At 66.4% G+C, this 21591-nt stretch carries 18 protein-coding genes; 3 read left to right on the top strand and 15 right to left on the bottom strand.

Going from position 1 to position 21591, the window contains the following annotated elements; all coding sequences use genetic code 11:
• Nucleotides 1-46: 46 nt before the first annotated feature.
• The 14 genes from N8I74_RS10270 to galU all read right to left on the bottom strand — a co-directional run bounded on the left by N8I74_RS10270 (nucleotide 47) and on the right by galU (nucleotide 17788).
• Nucleotides 47-439: a flagellar protein FlaG gene (locus N8I74_RS10270; protein WP_263122933.1), complete on the bottom strand. Its 393-nt coding sequence runs from the start codon at nucleotides 437-439 to the stop codon at nucleotides 47-49.
• Nucleotides 440-521: 82 nt separating this feature from the next.
• Entirely contained in the window at nucleotides 522-2135 is a 1614-nt protein-coding gene (locus N8I74_RS10265) for a flagellin N-terminal helical domain-containing protein (protein WP_263122932.1), read from the bottom strand.
• A gap of 347 nt (nucleotides 2136-2482) precedes the next feature.
• Nucleotides 2483-6913, bottom strand: coding sequence for a glycosyltransferase (locus N8I74_RS10260; RefSeq protein WP_263122931.1), 4431 nt, complete (start codon nucleotides 6911-6913; stop codon nucleotides 2483-2485).
• Nucleotides 6914-6926: 13 nt separating this feature from the next.
• Nucleotides 6927-8012: a CDP-glycerol glycerophosphotransferase family protein gene (locus N8I74_RS10255; RefSeq protein ID WP_263122930.1), complete on the bottom strand. Its 1086-nt coding sequence runs from the start codon at nucleotides 8010-8012 to the stop codon at nucleotides 6927-6929.
• Nucleotides 8012-8956, bottom strand: coding sequence for a WxcM-like domain-containing protein (locus tag N8I74_RS19345; RefSeq protein ID WP_308445850.1), 945 nt, complete (start codon nucleotides 8954-8956; stop codon nucleotides 8012-8014). The genes N8I74_RS10255 and N8I74_RS19345 overlap by 1 nt, the downstream gene beginning before the upstream one ends.
• Entirely contained in the window at nucleotides 8953-10050 is a 1098-nt protein-coding gene (locus N8I74_RS10235; protein ID WP_263122929.1) for a DegT/DnrJ/EryC1/StrS family aminotransferase, read from the bottom strand. The genes N8I74_RS19345 and N8I74_RS10235 overlap by 4 nt, the downstream gene beginning before the upstream one ends.
• On the bottom strand, nucleotides 10037-10771 hold the full coding sequence (locus N8I74_RS10230) for a phosphocholine cytidylyltransferase family protein (protein ID WP_263122928.1): 735 nt from the start codon (nucleotides 10769-10771) through the stop codon (nucleotides 10037-10039). Before N8I74_RS10230 ends, N8I74_RS10235 begins: the two co-directional genes overlap by 14 nt.
• Entirely contained in the window at nucleotides 10768-11568 is an 801-nt protein-coding gene (cysQ, locus tag N8I74_RS10225; RefSeq protein ID WP_263122926.1) for a 3'(2'),5'-bisphosphate nucleotidase CysQ, read from the bottom strand. The genes N8I74_RS10230 and cysQ overlap by 4 nt, the downstream gene beginning before the upstream one ends.
• Nucleotides 11561-12157: a gamma-glutamyl-gamma-aminobutyrate hydrolase family protein gene (locus tag N8I74_RS10220; RefSeq protein ID WP_263122924.1), complete on the bottom strand. Its 597-nt coding sequence runs from the start codon at nucleotides 12155-12157 to the stop codon at nucleotides 11561-11563. The genes cysQ and N8I74_RS10220 overlap by 8 nt, the downstream gene beginning before the upstream one ends.
• Nucleotides 12154-14466: a PEP-utilizing enzyme gene (locus tag N8I74_RS10215; RefSeq protein WP_263122923.1), complete on the bottom strand. Its 2313-nt coding sequence runs from the start codon at nucleotides 14464-14466 to the stop codon at nucleotides 12154-12156. The genes N8I74_RS10220 and N8I74_RS10215 overlap by 4 nt, the downstream gene beginning before the upstream one ends.
• Nucleotides 14467-14473: 7 nt before the next feature.
• A complete protein-coding gene (locus tag N8I74_RS10210; protein WP_263122922.1) occupies nucleotides 14474-15226 on the bottom strand; it encodes a class I SAM-dependent methyltransferase in 753 nt (250 codons plus the stop codon).
• A gap of 15 nt (nucleotides 15227-15241) precedes the next feature.
• The gene (locus N8I74_RS10205; RefSeq protein ID WP_263122921.1) at nucleotides 15242-15760 is read right to left on the bottom strand and encodes an adenylyl-sulfate kinase; all 519 of its coding nucleotides are present in this window, start codon (nucleotides 15758-15760) and stop codon (nucleotides 15242-15244) included.
• 31 nt (nucleotides 15761-15791) lie between these two features.
• Nucleotides 15792-16544 (bottom strand): S-methyl-5'-thioinosine phosphorylase, encoded by a 753-nt coding sequence (locus N8I74_RS10200; RefSeq protein ID WP_263122920.1) that lies wholly within the window; start codon nucleotides 16542-16544, stop codon nucleotides 15792-15794.
• Nucleotides 16545-16720: 176 nt separating this feature from the next.
• Nucleotides 16721-17788: a UTP--glucose-1-phosphate uridylyltransferase GalU gene (galU, locus tag N8I74_RS10195; protein WP_263122919.1), complete on the bottom strand. Its 1068-nt coding sequence runs from the start codon at nucleotides 17786-17788 to the stop codon at nucleotides 16721-16723.
• A 237-nt stretch (nucleotides 17789-18025) separates the two neighbouring features.
• Between galU and N8I74_RS10190 the strand changes: the two genes are divergently transcribed.
• The 3 genes from N8I74_RS10190 (at nucleotide 18026) to thpR (ending at nucleotide 19712) form a co-directional block, all read left to right on the top strand.
• Nucleotides 18026-18154 (top strand): hypothetical protein, encoded by a 129-nt coding sequence (locus tag N8I74_RS10190; RefSeq protein ID WP_263122918.1) that lies wholly within the window; start codon nucleotides 18026-18028, stop codon nucleotides 18152-18154.
• A gap of 246 nt (nucleotides 18155-18400) precedes the next feature.
• On the top strand, nucleotides 18401-19201 hold the full coding sequence (locus N8I74_RS10185) for an NUDIX hydrolase (protein ID WP_263122917.1): 801 nt from the start codon (nucleotides 18401-18403) through the stop codon (nucleotides 19199-19201).
• Nucleotides 19188-19712 carry an RNA 2',3'-cyclic phosphodiesterase gene (gene thpR / locus N8I74_RS10180; RefSeq protein WP_263122916.1) on the top strand — a complete coding sequence of 175 codons (525 nt, stop codon included), beginning with the start codon at nucleotides 19188-19190 and terminating at the stop codon, nucleotides 19710-19712. Before N8I74_RS10185 ends, thpR begins: the two co-directional genes overlap by 14 nt.
• 107 nt (nucleotides 19713-19819) lie before the next feature.
• On the opposite strand, the gene N8I74_RS10175 is transcribed toward thpR, so the two are convergent.
• Nucleotides 19820-21535 (bottom strand): carbohydrate-binding protein, encoded by a 1716-nt coding sequence (locus N8I74_RS10175; RefSeq protein ID WP_263122914.1) that lies wholly within the window; start codon nucleotides 21533-21535, stop codon nucleotides 19820-19822.
• Between the last annotated feature and the right edge of the window lie 56 nt (nucleotides 21536-21591).

Here is a 21591-nt window from a genome sequence, read left to right as displayed (position 1 = left end):
CGGTTCAATGATGAAGCAATTGCAACTGAACAGAATAATCGGCCGTTCAGGCGCGATCTTGAATCAACATACCCTGGAATTCATCGATCGCCTTGGCAATCGCCAGTGCCTCTTCGGAAGGAATCTGCCGGATCACCTCGTCGGTGCTGGTGTCGGTCACCTTGACCACCACCGAACCCGTGCCCTCGTCGATCGAGAACCTGAGCGAGCTGCTGTTGGAAAACACCTTGACCGCATCGTTCAATTTTTTCAGCGCATCCTGCAGTGCATCGCCGTCCTGTTGCGCTGCGACCTGCTGAACGGCTGACGGTGGAACGGGGACCACAGGCGCAGCAGCGGACTTCTCTGCCTGCCCCGGCGTCTGGGCGCGCGGGCCTGAATCCGTCGCATACGACTGCGGCATGGTCGCGGCATTGGCAACTGACGGGATTTGCATCATCGCTCTCCTAAGGGAACGCCCCGGCGCGGATGGACCGGCCGGGGCTCCGTCACCTTGCGGTGATCAGCTTACCTGAGCTTGCTTAGCCTTGCAGCAGGCTCAGCACTTGCTGCGGCAGCGAGTTGGCCTGCGACAGCATTGCGGTACCGGCCTGTTGCAGAATCTGTGCCCGGGTCAGTTGCGCTGTTTCCGACGCGAAGTCCGCATCCTGGATCCGGCTGCGCGCCGAACTCATGTTCTCGGACGTGGTCGCGAGGTTCGAGATCGTTGCAGAGAACCGGCTTTGCAAGGCACCGAACTTGGCACGCTGGTCGTTGATCAGGGTCAGCGCATCATCGACGATGCGCATTGCCTGGGTCGCCTTTTCCACCGAGGACACGTCCAGCTTCTCGACGGTCTTCAGCTCGGCCTGGTACGACGTGCCAGTGGCGAAGTCGCTGGTGCTGTTCACACCGGTGTACATCACGCCGGAGGTGAAGTCAGCGCCGCTGGTCGACACCGAGAACGAGTTGGCCGAATTCAGCGAGACCTGGCCTGCGAACGTCACCGAACCCGAGGCACCGGCCGAGAACACCGACGCGCTGGCCAGATACTGCTTGGAGCCCGTGGAGTTGGTGGTGTCGAAGTTCCACACGTTCATCGAACCGCCGACGCCGCTGGCAATGCCGCTGGCCGAGCTCAGCACGATGTTCGAGCCGTCCTCGGACACGAGCTTGATACCGTATTGCGTGGTACCGCTGCTGTCCTGGAACGATTCCAGCTGCGCCGTCACCCCGGTCTGCGAGGACTTGGCGTTGAACGCCGAGATCGCCTGCGCATATTCGTCCGCGTCAACCTGGCTGTTGTTGTTGGCATCCGATACGTTGAAGCTCACCGACTGGAAGGTGCTGCTCTTGGACGCCACCGCCATCGTGAACGTACCGCTACCCAGCGACAGTGTGGTTTCGGTGCGGGCCGATGCCTTCACCCCGGTGTTGGCTTGGTTGATCTTGGCGGCGATGTCGCGCGCCATGTCGGTACCGGTCACCGAGATCGAGGTGCCATTGATGCTGAACGTGCCCGAGCCGGAGACCGCGACGTTGGCGCCGTTGACCGTGCCGGTTGCGCCGGGGGCGTAGGTGGACGAGCCGGTCACGAAATTGCTGATCGACTTGGCACCGGTGCCGTTGCCCGCGCCCATCTGGTAGCTACCGTACTGGCTGGTACGCAGGTTGGACGTGGTGGCGGTGATGGTTTCGTTGGCGTTGGCGCCGACCTGATAGGTGGCGGCGGTGAACGTGCCGTCGAACAGCTTCTGGCCGTTGAACTGGGTGGTCTGCGCCATCCGGTCCAGTTCGGCGGTCAGCTGGGTGACTTCGGCATTGATCGCCTGACGGTCGCCATCGGAGTTGGTGGCATTGCCGGCCTGCACCGCGAGTTCGCGGATGCGTTGCAGCATATCGCCCATCTGCGACAGCGCGCCTTCACCGGTCTGTGCCAGCGACACGCCGTCGTTGGCGTTGCGCGTGGCCTGGTCCATACCCTTGATCTGGGCGGTGAAGCGCTGGGAAATCGCAAGACCCGCAGCGTCATCCTTGGCGCTGTTGATGCGCAGACCCGAGGAGAGCCGTTGCAGCGACGTGTTCAGACTGGTTTGGGAGTTGTTGAGATTTCGCTGCGAATTGAGCGACGTCACATTTGTATTGATGACTTGCATGACTGTTTTCTCCTCGAGAGAAAGCATGTAGTGAAGACTGACTGGACGAACTGCTTACGCCCATGCTCCCGTTATCGACGGCCTCCTGGCGAACTTTAGGGTTTGATTAAATTTATTTCGCGGTCCCGTCCCGGCTGGGGAAAACCCGGTGCGGGGCGTGCCGCCGCCGGGGACGCCGGGCCGGTATATGCAGCGCCGGCGGCACGGGCGCCGGCCCCAGGCGCGGCGTGACAGACAGTCGATCCGCGCAGGGCCAATGCGTATATCGGCCGGTACGACGCAACGGCCAGGGTCGGGGCTTGCATGTGTCGCCGCGGTCGGGCGATTGCCCGACCAACGGCAGGGGTTCAGTCAGGCAGCCAGGCGCGCCGCCAGAGCAGCAGATTGTCCCCTTGCAGCATCCAGTCGCGCAGCACGGCCTCGCGCAGCGCGTCGCCCTGACGCGCCGTGGCGTCCAGATCCGCCAGATGGGCACGGATCGCCTCGACCCAGTCGCGAAAGCGGTTCTTGACCAGCGTCACCGGCAGGCCGCTGCGGTAGCAGACGATGTCGGTGGCGATCACCGGGTAACCGCACGCGCCGTATTCCAGCAGCCGCAGGTTGCTCTTGCACTCGTTGAAGAGGTTGTGCTCCAACGGTGCAAGCGCCAGATCCAGATTCAGGCTGGCGAGCTTGGCCGGGTACTGGTCGATCAGCACGCCGGGATGGAACTCGTGCACATAAGGCTTGAGCTTGTCCGGGCACATGCCGAAGAACACCCACTCGACTTCGTCACAGAGCGCCTTGACCACATCGGCGATCAGTTCCAGATCGCCGGTGTGGCTCATGCCGCCCCCCCAGCCGACCCGCGGCCTGCGCCCGGCCCGCCGCTGGTTCTGCAGCCCACCCCACCATGCGGGGGGCAGCCGGTTCTCCACCACCCGGATATCCGGATGCAGTTGCAGGTCGGCATATGCTTCGGCCAGACGATGGGTGGAGACCACGAAGCGGTCGACATACGAGAGTGCCTTGCGCATCGCCTTGAGCACATCCTTGGGCAGATGGTCGCGATGCACGCTCTTCAGCGGCAGGTTGGGCAGGTAGTCGTCCAGCTCATAGACCAGGAAGGCCGAGGTCGCCTCGCGCATGCGGCGGATGAATTCGACCTGCGACTCGGTGTTCTGGCGCTGCAGCAGCACCGTCTGCGGCCCGAACTTGGCCAGTTCGAACGGTGGCAGCAGTTCGAACGACACCGTGCCGTCGATCAGCAGCGCATCCTGCATCGCCATGAACGGCTGCAGCACGCGATAGTGGCCACAACCCATCGAATCGCCCGGGTGGGCCAGTACGCGCGGCACCGGCTCCCAAGTGAGCGGCCGGTGGGTCAGCAGGCTACGGCGCTCCACTTCGAACCCATTGCCGCTCAGCGTCAGGTTGCGGTTGTAGGCCGGGTCGCGGCCGATGATGGGCCGCCACTTGCGGTACATCGCATCCTGCTCGCCCTCGAAGCGCTTGCGCTTGGCCTCGACCGCAGCCGTGTCGACCGTGTTCTGGCTGACACTGCCCTCATGCAGCAGCGCGGCATAGGGCGTCCAGACGGCCAGATAGCCTTGTTCACGCACCTTGAGGCACAGGTCGACATCGTTGTATGACACCTTGAACGCCTGCTCGTCCATCCCGCCGACCGCCTCGTACACCGACTTGCGGATCATCAGGCAGGCGGCGGTGACCACCGGATAGTTCTGGTCCACCTGCAGTCGGAACAGGTAGCCCGGTGCATCCCACGGCAGGCCCAGGCCAGGATGGTCGGCCGGGCCGCGCAGCCCCATCACCACACCGGCATGCTGCACCGTACCGTTCGGAAAGCCGAGCTTGGCGCCGACCACGCCGACCTCAGGGCGCTGCGCATGGTTGAGCATCGCATCGAGCCAGTCGCCCTGCACCACCGCGGTATCGTTGTTCAACAGCACCAGGTAGTCGCCACACGCCGCGCGCGCCGCCTCGTTGTTGATCGCCGAGAAGTTGAAGGGGTGCGGATAGCGCAGCACGCGGATGCGCGGATCGGACAGCGCCACGAGTCCATCCAGGTACGCCTTGGCCTCCGGGGTCTCGCTGTTGTTGTCGACCACGAGCAGTTCGTAGTTCGGATAGCGGGTCTGTTCCAGCAGCGTCTCGATGCAGCGGCGCAGCATCGGCAGCTGATCCTTGGTCGGCACGATCACCGAGACCAGCGGCTGTCCGGCATGCCGGTACACGACGCGCTGCAGCCCCGGCGCGCTGCCGGGCAGCACCGCTGCATCCACCCCCATGCGCGCGAGATGCGCCTGGGTGGCGATCTGTGCCGCCCGGGCGATGTCTTCACGGGCGAGCCAGGCGCCGAACGGCTCGGCGCTGTGATGCAGCATATGGTCCAGATGGCCGATGGTATGCAACCCCTGCTGCTCGACCACACGGAACAGCAGTTCCAGGTGGCCCGCCTCGCCCAGCGCCTCCGGCCAGCCGCCCAGGTCGAGCAGGGCCTGGCGCTGGATGGCAAAGGCACGCCCCATGTAAGGCATGCTGCGCAGCAGGTCGAGGTTGAAATCAGGCTTGAACACCGGATCGGCCACGCGGCCGTCGGCGCGCAAGGTGTCCTCGTCCATGTAGCAGCAGGTCAGCTCGGCGCGGCTGTTGATCGCCTCGGCCAGCAACAGCAGCGCGGTGGGTTCCAGCCGGTCTGCCGCATGCAGCAGGAAGAACCAGTCCGCCGGCAGCTGCTGCACAGCCTGGTTGAGCTGCACCGGCCAGTCCTCGTCGATCTGTAGCCATACCACGCGTTCGCTGTTGGCGCCGGGTGGCGGCGCCACGCGCGACAGGATCAGGATGGATGCGGGCTTGTACAGCTGATCGCCCAGGTTGTTCAGCGTCTCGATCACCTGCTTGGTCCGCCCCTGCAGATCAAGCAGCACGGCGACAATCACCGGCTGGTGCGGCCAGGCGGCCATGCGTGCATCGAAATGGCGCGCCTCGTTGTGGGTCAGCCGCTGCTCGGCCAGCCATTCGGCGTAGACGTCGTCGCGGTAGGGCTCCTTGTGCCCCAGCGGAGCCGACTGCGCCGCACCGGCCGCCATCTCGGCATCCAGGCTTGCCAGCATCTGCTGGCGCGCCGCGGCCACCTGTTCCGAGGCGACCTCGCCGTGGCGCGCGTAGATCTTGCGGAACAGTTCCGGAAAGTTCTTGCGCTGGCGCTGCGACATCCGATCCTGCTCGGTCTCGCGCACGCGCACTTCCACCGTGGGCGTCTCCAGATGCACCACCGGGTAATGCCGCGTCAGGCGCTGCAGCATCTCCCAGTCCTCCAGCGCCGGCAGGGTCTCGTCGAACCCGCCCAGCTGCGCGATGGCGGCGCTGGGATGGCACCAGGTGTTGACCGGGATGTAGTTGGATACCTGCAGACGTTCGAGTGAGAACGCGCCATGGCGATACGGCACATCGCGGCCGCGTTCGATGCGCCGGCCGTCCTCGATGGTTTCGCCCACATACCAGGCGTCGGTGTAGTACACCGCCGGCGTGCCGTTCTGGATCGCCGCTGCCAGCACCTCCAGATGGTTGGGCAGCATCAGGTCGTCGTCGTCCAGATAGCAGACATAACGGCCGCGTACCAGCCGCAGCGCACTGTTGCGCGCGGCGGACAGCCCGCTGTTGCGGCCGTGCCGCACATAGGTGATCGGAAATTCGAAGCCGCTCAGCAGATGCTCGACCGGCTCGCCGCAATCGTTGACCAGCAGCAGCTCGAAATCGCGGCAGGTCTGCGCCGCGACGCTGGCAAGCGCATCCAGCAGCAGTTGCGGGCGGTTGAAGGTGGTGATGATGACCGAGAACAATGGTGCGCCGGCCTGCTCGGCCGGGGCGGGCGGCACCACCGCCACGCGCGGGAACAACGCCTCGTGGATCGCCTGCGCCCGCGCCTGGTAACTGGCCTGCACCGGCGGCGCGTAGGCCGACATCCGCTGGGTGTACAGCCCCCAGATCCGGTCCGCGGCCGCCTGCATGCGTGCCCGGGTCGGTGGATCGGCGAGGTTGAGCTCCAGGATCTCGGTATGCTCGGCCAGCGGCTTTTCGGAGCCGTAGAAGCTTTGCGAGATCTGGCCGCCGTGCACGCGGTAGCCGATGCTGGCCTGGTTCAGGAACACGAAGTCGGGCGCGGTGCGCGCGATGCGGATCCACAGTTCCCAATCGCCTGCGACCAGATCCGGCCGATGCAGCGTGCCGCCGGGCAGTCGCACACGGTCGAAGACACTGCGGCGCAGCATCACCGCCGACGGCGTGATGTAGTTGTCCAGGCTCAGCAGGTCCACCACTTCGTCGCGACGGCCGAAATACGAGTGTGGGCAATGGCCGGGATGGACCGCACGGCGCACCAGCGCACCGTGCTCGTCGATCCAGTTGCATTGGGTGTACGCGAGGGGCGCCTGCGGATGCAGCTCCAGCGCGGCGAACAAGGATGCCAGGTGCCCCGGATACATCAGATCGTCCGAGCCCAGCACGACCACATAGCGCCCCTGCCCCGCTTCGACGCAGCGGTTGTAGTTGCCCATCATGCCAAGGTTCTGTGGATTCACCTCGTAGCGAAAGCCGGGCCGGTCGCGATAGCTGTCCAGCACGCTCAGGGTGTCGTCCTTGGACTGGTCGTCGAACACGATCAGCTCGAACGCAACCCCGGTCTGCGCCAGCACCGACTCGATGGTCTGGCCGATGTAGCGCGCATTGTTGTACGACATCACCGCAACGGTGACATCCGGGCGGGCAGTTTGGGTCATGGATGTCTTCCGCTCAGACAGGATGGTGCAAGTGGGGCCAATCCGGGGCTGCGCCCTGCGCGGACAGCAGCGCGTGAGCATGCTCGGCGAAGAACGTCTCGCTGCCGCCCGGATTGAACAGCAGCCAGTCCCGGAACTCGGCGATCTGCCGCTGCAGAAAGTCGCTGTGCGTCTGCGCCAGCCGTAGCCTGGCGACCAACTCATCGATGGAGCGCACCACCAGGCCGATGTTCTCGCGCCGTTCGAACTGAATGCCGCGCAGGCCCGCCTCGTCCGCGGCATTAGGTGCGAAGAACAACGCCGGCCGGCCGAAGGTGAAGGCGTAGGTGAAGCCGGTACCGGAGATATCGGTCAGCATCATGTGCGTCTGCGCGTAGGTGTCGAAGTAGTTGCCCGAACGGTCCAGCGCGAAATCCGGGTGCGCCTGGAAACGCGCCACGATGCGCTCGACCACCGGACGATCCTGGTCGCGCCATGATTCCATGTGCGGACGGAACACCACCGAGATGCCGTCGTCCAGCATCGCGGCGATCAGTTGCTCGCCGTAGCGGTTCAGGATGGAGAACCCCTGGTTGATGTAGTAGGCATGGGTGGGGGCGAACACCACGGTGAGCTTGTCCGGCGCGCGCAGGCCCGATCCGGCCAGTTGACGACGCTGCCCGTCGAGCTTGGGATAGCCCAGCGGCATCAGCACCTTGTGCTGCCAGCCACGCTCGCGCGCCAGCGCCGTGAAATCGTCGATATGATGCCGGCCGGCGCAGGCGATCACGTCATAGTGATCGAACATCGCCTTGTCATACACACCGTCAAGCCCGGTCAGCGAGACCAGGAAATGCACCCGCCGCGCCCGCTGCGGAAAATGGGCGGACTGCCCCACGAACGGGGTCAAGTAGAGATCGGCCTCCTGGCCGCCCAGCGCCTGCAGCGGCACGTCGAACGCGTATTCCACACCCGGCGCGCGCTCCAGCGGAAAGGCGGACTCGGGAAAGGCGTTGAACCAGCGTACCCGTGCGCCGCGCTCGGCCAGCAACGCCGGGATCCGGCCCAGGTTCAGCACATGCGAAACGTGGTAGCAATAGCAGAGAACATCACGGGGCATCAGCGCGCGTCCTGTTGATCGACAAGGGTGAGGAAGGCGGCGTAGTCGCGGATATAGTCGTCGGCGTCGTAGGCATGCGACGCGAACACCAGCAGCACTGCATCCGGACTATAGGCATATTGGCTGGCCCAGGTCATCGCCGGCAGGTAGAGCCCCTTGCGCGGATGGTTGAGTATGAATTCCTGCCGATCATGGCCATCGTCGGCCACCACGCGCGCACTGCCGTGCACGCAGATCAGGAACTGCTCGCACACCTTGTGCGCATGCTCGCCACGCACATCCTTGCTCGGCACGTCGAACACCATGAAGTAGCGGTTGGGCTGGAACGGCACCTCGCCCGGCAGATGGCCGACCGTCAGCGCGCCGCGCAGGTCCTCGAACACCGGCATCTCCAGGAAGCGCACCCCCTGGACCCGGCATCCCTGCGCATCGTCGCCGCGACGGGGCCGCGCCGGCGCCTGATCCTTCCCGCCCGCCGGGGTGGTGGCGTAGCCAACGATGCGCGCCGGATTGCCGACCACGATCGCATACGGCGGCACCGAATGCGTGACCACGGCACCGGCGCCGATCATGGCGTGCTGGCCGATGGTCAACCCCGGCAGGATGGTGGCGTTGGCACCGATCGAGGCATGCTGCTCGATGCGGGTCTGCGCGAACGCTTCCGGATACTGCTTGCTGCGTGGGAAGCGGTCATTGGTGAAGGTGGCATTCGGGCCGATGAACACGTCGTCGCCGACACGCAGGCCGTCCCACAGTTGCACACCGCATTTCACCGTCACGCGGTCGCCCAGCACTACATCGTTCTCGATGAACACCTGGTCGCAGATGTTGCAGTCCGCGCCGATGCGCGCGCCGGGCAGGACGTGGGCGAAGGCCCAGATCCGCGTGCCGGCGCCGATCTGGGTGCTCTCGCACAATCCGGAAGGATGGACGTAATGGCTCATGCTCGTTGCTCCGCCGCTGCAGCCCGGCATGCCGCGATGACCCGGTCGACTTCGGCATCGGACAATTCGGGAAAGCAGGGCAAGGTCAGGATGGTCTGCGCCGCCTGCTCGGTCTGCGGCAGCGCAACGCCGGGTGCCGCCACGCTTTGCAGATGATCAGGGATCGGATAATGCACGTCGGTGGCGATGTCCGCCGCAGCCAGCGCGGCACGTACGGCGTCGCGCGCGGCAAGGCGCACCACGCACAGGTGGGCGACGTCATCCTCGCCCGGCTCAGGCGGCAACTGCCAGCCCAGGCCGGCCAGCCCGGCACGGTAGCGCTGCACGATCCCACGCCGCCGGGCATTCCAGCCATCCAGGTGCGGCAGCTTGGCCCGCAGCACCGCAGCCTGCAGCTCATCCAGCCGGCTGTTGCGCCCGCCCGCCAGGCCGACGTGGTATTTGCCCTGCCAGCCATACTGGCGCAGGCTGCGCAGCCGCTCCAAGAGGCCGGCGTCTTTGCCCGCCACCGCGCCGCCGTCGCCCAGCGCACCCAGATTCTTGGTCGGGTAGAAGCTGAACGCCGCCAGGTCGCCCCAGCTGCCGGCACGGCGCCCGTCCCGCGCGGCGCCGTGCGCCTGCGCGCAGTCCTCGATCAGCGCCACACCGCGTGCACGCGCCCACGCCAGCGCCTGCCCGGCATCGGCCATGCGGCCGTACAGGTGGGTCAGCACCAGTGCACGGGTGCGCGGCGTGACCGCCGCATCGAGCAGGCGCACATCCAGTTGCATCGACAGCGGCTCGATGTCGACATAACGCGGCACAGCGCCAAGCGCGCGGATCGCGGTGCTGGCGTACATACCGGCATTGGCCACCGTCAGCACCTCATCGCCGGGCCCCACCTGCAGCGTACGCAGCGCCAGCTCCAGCGCATCGGTACCGTTGGCCACCGCCACGGTGCCGGTCACCCCGAGGTATTGCGCCAGCTCCGCCTCGAACGCCTGGTTCTCCGGCCCGAGGATATAGTAGCCACGCTGCAGCACGCGGTCGATGGCGGCACGCAGTTCGGTGTCGAGCGCACCGTTGTGCCGGGCAAGATCGTTAATCGGCAACATGATCGAAGCTCACTTGTGCATAGGCGGCCAGATCGTCGGCCGAATCGACTTCGCCCCAGGGCCCGGCCACCGGCACGGTGCCGATGCGCCAGCCACGCGCCAGCCCATGGCGCAGCAGCGAGGTCATGTCGAGTTTGTCCGCCGCCGCGCCCTGTTCGGCCAACAGCGCCTCGATGCGCACCCAGCCTGGCGGCGTCAACTTCAAGAGGCCCATGTACTGGCCCTCGATGGCATCCACGCTGTCGCTGCGCGCGCCGATCTCGGCCAACGTGCCGTCGGCGTGGCGCCGGAACGTCTCCGCGTCGGCCAGCGGGTCGGCGAAGCGCTTCTGCCAGACCTGCAACCAGTCCGGATCGTACGAGATCGCCAGTTCATCGGTGCACGCGGCCAGCCGGCGCACCGTTTCGGCGGAATAGAAGATGTCGCTGTAGCTGACGATGCATGGCCCCGCGCGCAGCCAGTCGGCGGCCTCGGCCAGGGTGCGCACCATATTGGTCTCGGCCCAGTGCGGGTTGTCGAAGTAATGCACCGGCTCGTCGAACCTGTCGGCGCAATAGCCGCGCACGATGGCGATGTCGGTGATGCCGGCGCCGCGCAGCGCGGTCAGCTGCCAGTCGAGCAGGCGGCGGCCATGCAGGCGGGTGAAGCATTTGGGCTGCTCGGCGGTCAGCGCGCCCATGCGGCTGCCGCGTCCGGCGGCGAGGATGATGGCTCGGGTCATGTCGGATAACTCAGTTGGTCCAGCGGCACGTGCGGCGCCGCGGCAATGAAATGGGGGTTGCGCTGGCTGGGCGTGTTGTAGCGCATCGGCGTCAAATCCGGCAGCGCGCGCAACGTGCAGCCCGCGGCGCGCAGCACAGCATCGCCGGCAGCGACATCCCATTCGCTGCTGCCATTGAAGCGCGGGTACAGATCGACCTCGCCAGCGGCGAGGCGACCGAACTTGAGTGCCGAGCCGATGGGCACGCTGCGCGCCACACCATTCAGGCTGGCGAAGGCGGCGGTCTGCGGCACATCGTGGTGGCGGCTACAGGCCAGCGCATGCTCAAGCGCCCAGCGCCCCGGCAAGGCGATGCGCACATCGCCGCGCGCCATCCAGGCCCCCTGCCCCGATGCGCCGTAGTACAGCTCGTCCAGTGCCGGTGCGTACACCACGCCGGCAATGGCCACGCCTTGATGGATCAGGCCGATGTTGACGGTGAATTCGTCGTTGCGATCAAGGAAATCACGGGTGCCGTCGAGCGGATCGACCAACCAGAAGGTTGCCCAATCACGGCGTGCCTCGTAGTCGACCAGCGTTTCCTCGGAGATCACCGGCCAGGGGAAGCACGCCGCCAGCCCGTTGAGGATGACGCGGTTGGCGGCGAGGTCGGCCAGCGTCAGCGGCGAGCCGTCGCCCTTGGCCTCGACACCGAAGTCGGCGCGGGCGTAGATGTCGAGGATGGCTGCGCCGGCCTCACGGGCGATGCGCACCAGCTCGGTCTCAAGGCGCAGATGATCCAGGGCGAGGTCAGGCAAAGTGGTGCTCGATCAGGTGACGGTCGTGCGGCGCCAGCACCGCTTCGCGTTCGGGATGCCACATCACCGCCAGCATGGGCAGTTCGGCATGGCGCAGCGCCTCGATGCTGCCATCGGGTGCCCGCGCCAGTGCGTGCAGTGCTGCGGGCAATTGCCGCACGCCCCAGTTGTGATAGCTGTTGACCTCGAATTCGCCCAGTTTGCCGGCCACCGGGTGCCGGACGGCGACGTGGCCATCGACGCGCACCAGCGTGCCGCCGAAGTAATCGACGATCACCTGCAGGCCATGACAGATGCCCAGCACCGGCACGGCGCTGGCGACGGCAAGATCGAGCAGCGCCCGTTCGGTGGCATCGCGCTCGGGGGTCTCGCCCCCTTGCAGCGCCAGATCGTTGCCGCCGGACAGCACCACACCGGCCGGGGCGACGGTGCGCCACAGCGCGCCGACGCGCACGGCACAGTTGGGTACGGGCACGGCGAGCAGCCCGCAAGCGGCCAGCATGTCGACAAGGCGCCGGTCGAGCGCATCGCGCCGCTCGTTGCGATCGGCCCAGACATCGACACGCTGGCTGATCAGGACCGGCTTCAACTGAGCACCTCGACCCGACGGTTGGCACAATCAACATTCAGCATCCGCGCCGCCGACCATTTGCCGTACAGCACCTCGCCGGCACCGATCACCGCCGGCAGACCCAGTTCATTGGCACGGATCGCCATGTGCGAGTTCGCGCCGCCGTACGCGGTGATGAAACCGGCCACGTCGTGCGAGAACAGCCAGTCGAAACCGGGATCGGCGCTGGGAATCGCCACGATGGCGCCGGCGAGCCGCTCGCGATCGCGGTAGGACACCACAGGCGCGGTCACCTGCCGCTGCGTGATGAAGTTGGGCTCGGTGGCGGGCATTTCGAACGAGAACACGTCCTCCGGCGCGGTCAGCAGCGGCGGCAGGATGATCTGGCACGTTTCGGCATAGCGCTGGCGGCCGCGCTCGATGCTCTCGCCGATCAGCGCCACCGGGTCGACACCGGCCGCGTACAGCTCGTAGACGCACTGGATGTCGGCATAGGCCATGTCCTCCAGCGTGAAGCCATGCTCGCGGCCCAGCTCGCGGAACAGCGACATGGCATCCGACAGGTTGCGGCTGAACACGAACTTGGCGTATTCCCTCAGCTCGATCCCGGCCTGCAGGAAATCGAACAACCCCACCACATCGTGCGCCAGGCCGTGCTCGGCCAGCAGGCGGCTGATGGCGCGCATCTGCGACAGCGACAAGGCGAATGGCGTGGCCGGCAGATGCTCGGCGACGGTGCGCTGCCAGTCGAAGTACAGCTCCGGCGCCTCGTCGTAGCGTGGCGACAGCAGGTCATAGGTGCCGGGCCGCAGATGGCCGTACTTGCCAAGGAAAGTGGTGCGGTCCAATTGCGCCAGATCGCGCGTCATCTGGCCGCTCACCGTATCGAGGCCGTTCATGAAGGCGTCGTAGCCCGCCCGGTCCAGCACCCCGACCGCAACCAGTGAACGCAGCATCTGCACCGCGATGAAGCCGGCGCGCGCCAGGCCGGCGAACGGCAAGGTGCCATAGCGCTTGCAGTCCTCCAGCAGCCAGTAGATGCGCGACACGCGGTCGATGTCGGCGGCGAGGATCTCGTCACGGCGCCGTGCCAGCACCGCCAGCTTGTCGCGGTCCGAACGCCACAGGCCGGTCTGGTTGTCGACGATGCGGTTGGTCAGCCCGCGCAGGCTGTCGGCCAGGCGCTGCTGCTCGGCCGGAGTGAAGCCAGCCTCGCTCAGCTTTGCCAGGCGCTCGGGCAGATCCAGGGTGTAGCAGGAAAAAACGATCTCGAACTCGACCTTGTCGTGCAGGTTGGGCGCGGCGAGCAGGCGGTCGACGTAGTGGTTGACCAGCCGGTCGGCCAGCGAGCCGTCGATGTCGCGCGGGATGAAGGAATTGAAGCTGACCCGCACGTCGATATACGGCAGGCCGTGAAAGTGCAGCATCAACGGGAAGCTGCGCAGGTTGCGATAGCCGTAGTTGTGGCGCTGGTAGGCCCAGATACTGTCGGTGACCAGTTCGCGGTACAGCGACAGCGACAGCGGCTTGGGCCGCACCCCGATGATCTCGGCCGGATTCCAGTCCGGCATCACGCCGTACACGGTGCGCCGCCCATGCAGGAACGGCTGGGGGCGCTGCCCCTGCTCGATCTTGGCGCCGATGTGCTCCAGCATCCGGCGATGCGCCTGCGCCGGCATCGCCGTCCCGGCGACCAGCAGCGGGCGAACCTGCAACAGCACCGGCGCACCGGCCACCACCGCGAACTCCAGATCGAGCGCAGTGGTGTCGAACAACGCGCGCAATTCCTCGATCAGCGCGACGATGCCAGCCAGCGGTGCCGGCTGCGGCGGCGCGAGATGATGGATGTAGCGGGTCTTGAGCTGATTGGATTGGCCAGCGGTGACACTGTCGGTACGGCGGCTGGTGTCGTCGTAGTTGACCACGTAGTAGGGCGCGCCGGTGGCAGGGTCCGTGCCGAAGGCGACGCCGGCCAGCTCGACCTGGTCAAGCATGGGCTGGACGAACACCTCGTCATCGGGGGCGATCCGGCCGGCCTCGTCGGTCATCGAGGCGATCACCGTGGCGACCGCATCGGCCAGCGCGGCCGGTGCGACGTTGAGCACCGACTCGAAGCGGCCGGCCAGCGAGCCGGCCGCCGCATCCTCGGCCTGCGCGCTGCTGCGTACCGCCATCGCCGGCCAGCCGGCGGCCAGCACGCGGGCGCGGATGTCCTGACCGTCCGCCTGCCACTGCCCCACGGTGAAGCGCACCTGCGGCAGCACCCGCGCCGAACGCAGCAGGGGCTGCAACGCTTCGAGCGTGCGCGCCTTGCTCAGGAATCGCATGCTGGCTTCAACCCTTCAATTGCGCCGCCCAGATGTTGGTCACGTAGGGGATGGCGATCCGGTCGGTGCCCAGGCCGTGCAGATAGGCGGCAATGGCATCGACCACCTCACCGAAGCGCTCGCCGGCCTGTCGTTGCAGCGTGGCGTGCGAGCGCCAGGCTTCGATGCAGTCGTCGATGCCCTGGTGATGCAGCACGCTGCCCTCGATGCGCTGCACCGGTCCGAACAGCCCGCTCTGGTCGATGACCTCGGTCTGGTCCTCGCGGCGCGTGCCGTAGCCGTAGCCGGGCACGGACTCGCGGATGATGGCCTCGATGCGCGACTGGATCGGATCGTCCAGGTCCCGGTGGTTCCACATGCAGGCAAACCAGCCGCCCGGCTTGAGGATACGACGGGTTTCCCGCAGCGCCGCCGGCCGGTCGGTCACGTTGAACGACGAGCCGAACGTCACCAGCCGGAACGCCTGGTCGGGCTGGCCGGTCGCCTCGCCGGTGCCTTCGTGCCAGCGTACGTTGGCACACGCCCGGGTGCGGGTGATACCGTTGGCGCGCATTGCATCGTTCGGCTCGACCGCGACCACCTGCAGGCCGTGCGCGGCCAGCATCAGCGTCAGGTGGGCCACGCCGGCGCCCACGTCGCAAACCGGGTCGCCCGCCTGCACCCCGGCCTGCGTCAACAGCTGGTCGATGGCGCTCTTGGCATAGTCAGGCCGCTGCAGGTAGGCATCGGCCAGTTCGGTGTAGTCCCATTCGGTCTTCAAAACGTACTCTCCTTTTCACGCTTGGCCGGGCAGATGGATGCCCAGCGCGGTCAGAATCTGCTCGGCCCATTGTTCCGGCGTGCGCTGCCCGTCGTTCTGCACCACCAGATCCGGATCGGTGGGCAGCTCATAGGCCGGATTGAGCCCGACCACGTCGTGCGAGGCATTGCTGTCGGCATAGAACGCGCGCCGTTCGAACAGATGATCCTGCGGCGCGATCACATAGATCTCCCGATAGCCGGGAATATGGTCGCGCCCCCATTGGCGCACCGCGGAAAACATCGACACGGTGGCGCACACCACGTCGGTGCCCTGGTCGGCCAGCATCTTGCACAGCCGCACATAGCACATCGCCAGATAGCGGCGCTCTTCCACACTGTAGCCGTGCTGGCCGCCGAATACCTCGCGCAACCGGTCGCCATCGAGCATGACCGCGCGACGGCCCCCGGCCAACAGACGCTGATGGAGCGCCGAGCCCAGCGTGGTCTTGCCTGCACCGGCAAGGCCGGTGACCCAATACACCGTGCTATCCATGTTCATCCTGTCCAGGCCGGCATATGCCAGGTCAGCCATGAGCGGCCGGCGCGACGACCAGCTGGCGCAGAATGCGCAGGATCCGCTCCAACGACGGCGCCGTCTGCTCCCTGGCCGCCTCCAGCGCCACCCGCTCGGTGTTGTCGCCCATGCCGGCCGCCCAGTTGGAGACGAAGGCGAGGGTTGCATAGCCAAGCCCCGCTTCGCGCGCGAGGATGGCCTCGGGCATGGCGGTCATACCGACCATGTCGCCGCCGTCGCCCGCGATACGGCGGATCTCGGCCGCGGTTTCAAGCCGCGGCCCCTGGGTGCAGGCATAGGTGCCGCCATCGACGATGCCCTCGCCGGCCTGCAGAGCGGCCCGCAACAGCCGCTGCCGCAACGGCTCGTCGTACGGGCGGGTGAAATCGGTATGGACGATGGGCTTGTCGCCGTCGCTGAAAAAGGTCTGGGCACGGCCCCAGGTGTAGTCGATGATCTGATCGGGCACCACCAGCACGCCCGGGGCCAGATCGGCACGGATGCCGCCGACCGATGCGAGCGCGACGATGCCGTCGGCCTGCACTTCGGCCAGCGCCCAGATATTGGCGCGGTAGTTGATCTGGTGCGGTGCGATGGTGTGGCCGTAGCCGTGACGGGCGATGAACACCACGTCCTGACCGTCGATCCGGCCGAAGGTCAGCGCGCCCGAAGGGTCGCCATAGGGTGTGCGCATGACGCGGCGATGGGTGGGCACGAAATGGCCCAACTGGGTCGCCCCGGTTCCGCCGATGATGGCAAGCATCTCGATCTCCTGTTGCAATGGGGCGAATCGGCAAAGGCGAGCGCGAAGAGCGAATCCGCGCGCCAGGCCAAGCCTGCGTTGATCCGCCCCAAGGGCAGCGTTGTCTGAATACTAAGTAAGAAAAAGGGGCGATGCCAGCGCACCGCCCCGCCCTCTCCGGCTAGCCCAGCCAGCATTTACGGGAGTCTGGTGCAGAACTCCTTGAGATAACTGGTGAATTCGTCACCGACCTCGGCATGCTTGAGGCCATAGGCCAGTGTGGCTTTCAGGTAACCGAGCTTGGAACCGCAGTCGTAGCGCGTGCCCTTGAGCGTGTGCGCCAGGATGTGCTGTTCCTGCATCAGCGCGAAGATGCCGTCGGTGAGCTGGATCTCGCCGCCCTTGCCGGGCTGCACGTTCTGCAGGTGATGGAAGATGCGCGGCGTCAGGATATAGCGCCCGACCACGGCCAGGTTCGAAGGCGCTTCCTCGGGCCTGGGCTTCTCGACGATATTGCTGACACGCAGCCGGTTGTTCCCGCCCTCCTGTACTTCGACGATGCCATACGAGCTGGTCTCGGCCGGCGGCACCTGTTCCACCCCGAGCACCGAGCAATGGGTATCGCCGAAGAGCCCGACCATGCGCTTCATCTCGGAGGTGCCATTGCCATCGATCAGATCGTCGGCGAGGATCACCGCGAACGGCTCGTCGCCCACCACCGGCTCGGCGCACAGCACCGCATGGCCCAGCCCCAGCGCTTCGGTCTGCCGGATGTAGATGCAGCTGACCGATTTGGGAATGATGGATTGCAGGATATCCAGCAAGGGCTGCTTGCCCCGGGCCGCCAGTTCGTTCTCCAGCTCGTACGCCTTGTCGAAGTGGTCTTCGATGCTGCGCTTGTTGCGCCCGGTGATGAACACCATCTCAGTGATGCCCGCTTCCAGCGCCTCTTCCACGGCGTACTGGATCAGCGGCTTGTCCACCACCGGCATCATTTCCTTGGGGCTGGCCTTGGTGGCGGGCAGGAAGCGGGTTCCCATCCCGGCGACGGGGAATACGGCTTTACGGATTTTCTGCATCGTGACATGACCTCGTTTGGCGACATCGGGAAGCAAGCCCAGCCTGAGCGCCGCACCCTGCACCTGATCGGCGTGGCGCTGCGGCAGATCGTCCGGCCATTGCGACACCGCCGAGCGCCCAAGCCCAAGGGCGGCAGCAAGGCGGCTTTGCGTGCCGAAGATCCGGATGGCGTCGAGTTTGCGCATCGACGCATGTTCAAATTATTGAACAGCCGCGTCAAGTGGCCTTGATGTCCCCATCAAGTTCAGATAAATGAACATCCAGGCAAGCAATCATGAAAACCCTTTGAAAAACAATCGTTTTCAGAAAAATCGCAGCTGACTGTAAAGATGTCGCACGCTGACTGGCATGGCAAATGGTTGTTTTGCGGCGCCGGACGTGCGCGCCGTCACGGCGGCAAGACACCCCACAGCTGTCGGTCGATGACGACCCACACTGACGAGGGTCTGCCAGCAGCACGCCCGGTCGGTGGCGGCATGGAAGGGGGTCTGACCCAGCGTACGCTGTGCAGTGGCCAGCCGTGGCCGACGCGGCACGCCCGTGCCATTTGAAACAGCCATCGATGGCTGCTAGGACAGCGTCTGCGCCGGGGCCTCTCCGGGTATGCAGCCGGCACATGGCTGCTTGCCCACGGCCTGCCGGACGGCAGCGGAGCGCTGTCTATACTGAGCCCTTTGAGCCCGACCCCGGTACAACCGGGGCAAAACGCTCACCCCAGGAAACGCTGATGCATACCGTGATCCAACCATTCGTGCCCGCAGCGCCGCAGTGCTGCCGGGCAGGCTGAAGGCATCCCGATGGACGCCAGCCTGCGGCGCTATCTGGCATACCCGCCACGCTTCGAAACCGTGGGTCTGGCACGTTTGCATCTGCTTGATGCGCCGCTGGGCTGGCTGGAGCCGGAAACCGTGCGCTTTGTACTGGGGTTCGATCCAGCCTTCAGGCAGACGCCAGATGGCGCAGTGCATGTGGCGGCCGGGACGCCTGCCGGCGTGGGGGCGCTGCTCGAACGCGCGGCAGAGGCGCTGCGTGATGCAGGCCTGATCCGCGGCTGGCGCGACGAGCGCTACACCGTGTTCGCCCCGCTGTCCGACGGCCGCCCCGACCTTACCCGGCCGCTGTTCGCGCTGGAGCGCTCGGCGTTCCGCCGGCTCGGCCTCATCAGTCAGGCGGTGCATGTCAACGGCTATAGCAGCGGACAGCAGCTGTGGATCGGTCGCCGGGCGGCGAGCAAGGCCATCGACCCGGGCCGGCTGGACAATCTGGCGGCCGGCGGGCTGGCAGCGGATGAGACGCGGGACCGGTGCGCGATACGCGAGCTGTGGGAGGAAGCCGGCGTGCCGGCAGGGCTCACCCGCGACCTGATCTATGGCGGCACGCTACGGGTGACACGCAACGAGCCGGACGGCACGCACGACGAGGTGCTGCACTGCTATGACCTGTGTCTGCCCGAACACTTCGTGCCCTGCAACATGGACGGCGAAGTGGCCGGGTTCTACCGGTTGACTGCCGCCGAGGCCATTGCACGCCTGCCCGAATTCACCTGGGATGCCGGCACCGTCACCGGCGACTTCCTGGCGCGCCATGGCTGGGCCTGATATGCAGCGGCTGTTCATCGCGCTGGCGCCGCCGCCCATGCTGCTGCCCTCACTGGTCACGCTGCGCGATCAGCTGCATGCCGAGGTCGGCGGCCGGGCAATGCCGGCAGCCAATCTTCACCTGACGCTGGCCTTCCTGGGCGAGACGCCGGCGGCGCAGGTACCCGTGCTGCTGGCACGCCTGGCCACCCTGTCCCGCCACCGGGCGCACTGGCGGATCGACCGGGTCGGCAGCTTCAAGACCGGCAGCCCCAAGGGCTGCATCGTCTGGGCCGGCGGCCCGGCGTCGGCCGGGCTGACGGAACTGGTCGGCACGCTGTGGCAGGCACTGCGCGAAGACGGTATGGCCTTCGATGCCAAACCCTTTGTCCCCCATGTGACGTTGCTGCGTGCCGCCGGCAGTGTGGCCCGGACCATGCCCCCGCTGATCTGGCCGCTGGCGGTGCCGCAGCTCTACGCCAGCATCGCCACCGCACAAGGTCCCCGCTACGCGCGCCTTGGCGACCCGTGACCGGGCCGGCCGGAACACCCCTGTGCCCTGTGCCTCACAGCGGCTGCACCCGTAAAAAACGGGCGGGCCCGCAGGCCCGCCCGTCATGGCGCTGACGACTCAGCCGGTTACGGCGCGAGCTTGGGCAGCACCGGAATCACGTCGCTGCAGTTGCCTGCCAGCGGCAGGTTCTGGCAGACATACTGCCCGGCACTGTTCTCGGTCGCGGCTCCGGACGGCGCGGGCTGGTGCACCCGCTGCTTCCAGATCTGCCAGATCATGAAGCCGTCGTAGTTGCGGCCCTTGTTCTTCACGTACTTCACCAGCGTGGGCACGTTGTAGTAGGCCACCGCACTGTTGTTGGCACCGGTCAGCAGCTCGGCGTCGTACGCCACACCGCCGTCGCTGAGCTTGAGCACCGCCCCGCCCGAACCCTCGGGTGCGATCTCCATGCCCATGTTGATCGGGCCGTTGTAGATCGCCTTGTAGGATTCGTAGCCTTCGCGCGGGTCGTAGTACTCGCCACCGTCGTACGACATCAGGTTGATGAAGTCGATCTTGCTGCCGTGATCCTTCACCACCCGGTACATGGTGCCGCCGAACGGCGATCCCCACTGCACCTTGCCTTCTTCGAACGGCGTGCCCTTGACGTAGTACGCACCGGTGGACCAGCCGGCGATCGAGATCTTCAGGCCGGCACCGCGGCTGCGGATCTCGTTGTGGAGGCTGGTGATGATGCCGGCGATCTCGCCGTCCTTGGAACAGCTGAAGGTTGCGGCATCGCCCTTGTTGCAGTTGCTGCCGGACGACTCCCAGTCGATGTCGACACCGGTTGCCCCCAGGTCCAGCGCCAGATCGACCACATGCGGCGCGTTGAAGCGGCTCCACTGGCTGCCCTGGCTGTAGGACCAGCCCCCAACCGACAGGAACACCTGCGTGCCACGCGCCTTGAGTGCGGCGACGTTGTTGCGCAGATCCTGCGCCTGCTGGGCGGTCAGACGCTTCTGGCCGTTGGCGGTGGCCGCGCCTTCGACGAACTCGAAGCCGGCGACTTCCTGATCGAACGCGAACGAGCCGCGGGTGTAGTTGGTATCCGGCCGCACGAAGGCCAGGTTCACATGGGTGAAGTAGCTGGGGATGTTGGCCGGCGTGAGGTCATAGATACTGGTATTCCAGGTGCTCGCATAACCCACGTACATGCGCGCCGGTGCCGGTCCCGGCGTGGGGGTCGGCGTGGGCGGCGTGGGAGTGGGCGTCGGCGTGACCGGGGTCGGCGTGGGCGTCACCGGCGTGGGCGTGACATTGCTGCCGCAGCCGCCAAGGTTCTTCCACACCCCCCAGTCGCCCGATTGCGCCGGGTTGTCGCCCTTGGTCCACCACTTGGCTTCGTAATTGACACCGTTGTAGGTGACGCGCTGGCCACCGGTATAGGTATCGTTGCTGTTCCAGGCGGTGTAGCAGACCCCCGCAGGTGGCGTGGGCGTGCGCGACGGCTGCGGCGGTGTCAGCGTGGGGGTCGGGGTATGGGTCGGTACGCTGGTGGGCGTGGGCGTCAGCGGGCCGGTCGGCGTCGGTGTGACCACGCCGCAATCGCCGCCGGTCTGCCACAGCGTGGGCGAAGCGGCGGGGTTCCAGTTGGAGCCCACATAGGCGGTATGCGTCACCCGGGCGGTATAGCTTGCCCCGCCATAGCTGACCACGGCGCCCGCCGTATAGGTGTTGCCTTCAGCCCAGGCCGCGCAGGCGGCCTGAGCCGAAGCGACCGGCAAGGCCCACGCGCTGGTGGCCAGCACGGCGCCAGCCAGCAGCCTCGCCTGCAACGGCGACATCAGATGCTTTTTCATCAAAGTACTCCTCGTCCTTTTCTTCTGGATCGGATTCATGCTGCCGCACACACGTG

Source organism: Chitiniphilus purpureus (assembly GCF_025642115.1).
Classification (GTDB): domain Bacteria; phylum Pseudomonadota; class Gammaproteobacteria; order Burkholderiales; family Chitinibacteraceae; genus Chitiniphilus; species Chitiniphilus purpureus.
This window is presented reverse-complemented; position numbering and strand designations above follow the sequence as displayed.